At 45.9% G+C, this 1,692-nt stretch carries 1 protein-coding gene; it reads left to right on the plus strand.

What is annotated here, in order from left to right:
* Positions 1-113: 113 nt before the first annotated feature.
* Complete coding sequence (locus tag ACFPPD_RS19700) at positions 114-1,562, plus strand: IS1182 family transposase (RefSeq protein ID WP_209752129.1); 1,449 nt, start codon at positions 114-116, stop codon at positions 1,560-1,562.
* Positions 1,563-1,692: the final 130 nt, after the last annotated feature.

Consider the following 1,692-nt stretch of genomic DNA (forward strand, 5'->3'; position numbering starts at 1 on the left):
GGAGGCCACTGAAAAAGTCCATTAACTCGAAAAGGTGCAGACCCTCTCTATTTTTGAGGGGACTGTACCTTTTTCTTGTATAATCAAGGTATAACGTCGGAAGGATGAAGACCATGCTACAGCCTCAGATCTCATTTGCGTTTAGCCCTTACACGGCGCTGTATGACCTCATTGTGCCGAAAGACAACATGTTACGCCAGATCAATGAACTGGTGGACTTCTCCTTTGTCTACGACGAATTGAAAGCAAACTACTGCATGGACAATGGCCGGAACGCCATCGACCCTTTACGGATGTTTAAATATTTGCTCCTGAAGGCCATTTTTGAAATGTCGGACGTGGACTTGGTCGAGCGCTCTCGGTACGACATGTCATTCAAGTACTTTCTCCAGATGGCGCCGGAAGAATCAGTCATTGACTCGAGCTCGTTAACCAAGTTCCGCAAGCTGCGACTGAAGGACCTAAACCTGTTGGACATGTTAATCGGAAAGACCGTTGAACTGGCCATCGCGCAAGGGATTCTGAAGAGCACCTCCATCATTGTGGATGCGACGCATACGAAAGCTCGTTACAACCAGAAATCGCCGCGAGAAATTCTGCAAGACCGTTCCCGCAAGTTACGAAAAGCGATCTACTCCATAGACGATTCGCTGAAAGCGAAACTTCCGGTCAAGAACACCGTGGATACACTTGAGGCCGAGATCGAATACTGCCAGAAGCTCGTTGAGGTTACCGAAACCAAACTCGGTATTGCCCAATTACCTAAAATCACAGAACCGTTGAACCTGCTCAAAGAGACCATTGAAGATGACGTAGAACAACTGCGTATCTCGAAGGATCAGGAAGCGCGTGTCGGCCACAAGAGCGCGGACTCCTCGTTCTTTGGCTACAAGACGCATATCGCCATGACGGAGGAACGAATCATTACAGCGGCTATCGTTACAACGGGAGAAAAGAACGACGGAAAGCAACTGCAAACCCTCATCGAGAAAAGCAAAGCAGCGGGTATGGACGTAAAGACGGTTATTGGCGATACCGCGTATTCAGAGAAAGAAAACATTGCGTACAGCAAAGACAATGACATTGAATTGATTGCAAAGCTGAATCCGCAGATTACGCAAGGCGGTCGTAAGAAGGAAGATGAATTCGAGTTTAACAAGGATGCGGGAATGTACGTATGTAAGGCTGGTCATATGGCGATTCGGAAAGCAAAGCAAGCAAGAAACGAAGGCGGAAAAAACAAAAGGACGATCTACTACTTTGATATAGAAAAGTGCAAGGCATGCCCATTTAAGGCAGGGTGCTATAACGATGGCGCTAGCAAGACGTACTCCGTAACAATGAAGTCGGACGAGCACTCGGAACAGGGCGAATTTCAAGAAAGCGAGTACTTCAAAGCAAAGGCGAAGGAACGATACAAAATTGAAGCTAAGAACAGCGAACTAAAACACCGACACGGGTACGATGTAGCGTCGTCCTCGGGTTTAATAGGTATGCAATTACAAGGCGCCATGGCGATATTCGCTGTAAATCTAAAGAGAATTTTGAAGTTGGTGGAGTAAAAATTGGGGTTAAACAAACAGTGGTAAAATGAAAAAGACGACTATATATCCTTATTTTGGGATAGTAGTCGTCTTTTGATTTAGTCAATCACTTACTGATTCAAAAAATCGTAGGTTATTCAGTGGCCTC

This window comes from Cohnella suwonensis, assembly GCF_042655365.1.
Lineage (GTDB): Bacteria > Bacillota > Bacilli > Paenibacillales > Paenibacillaceae > Cohnella > Cohnella suwonensis.

Bases quoted from the DNA above. Each gene is read 5' to 3' on its own strand.
- ACFPPD_RS19700 (WP_209752129.1), top strand. From the start codon at position 114: ATGCTACAGCCTCAGATCTCATTTGCGTTTAGCCCTTACACGGCGCTG.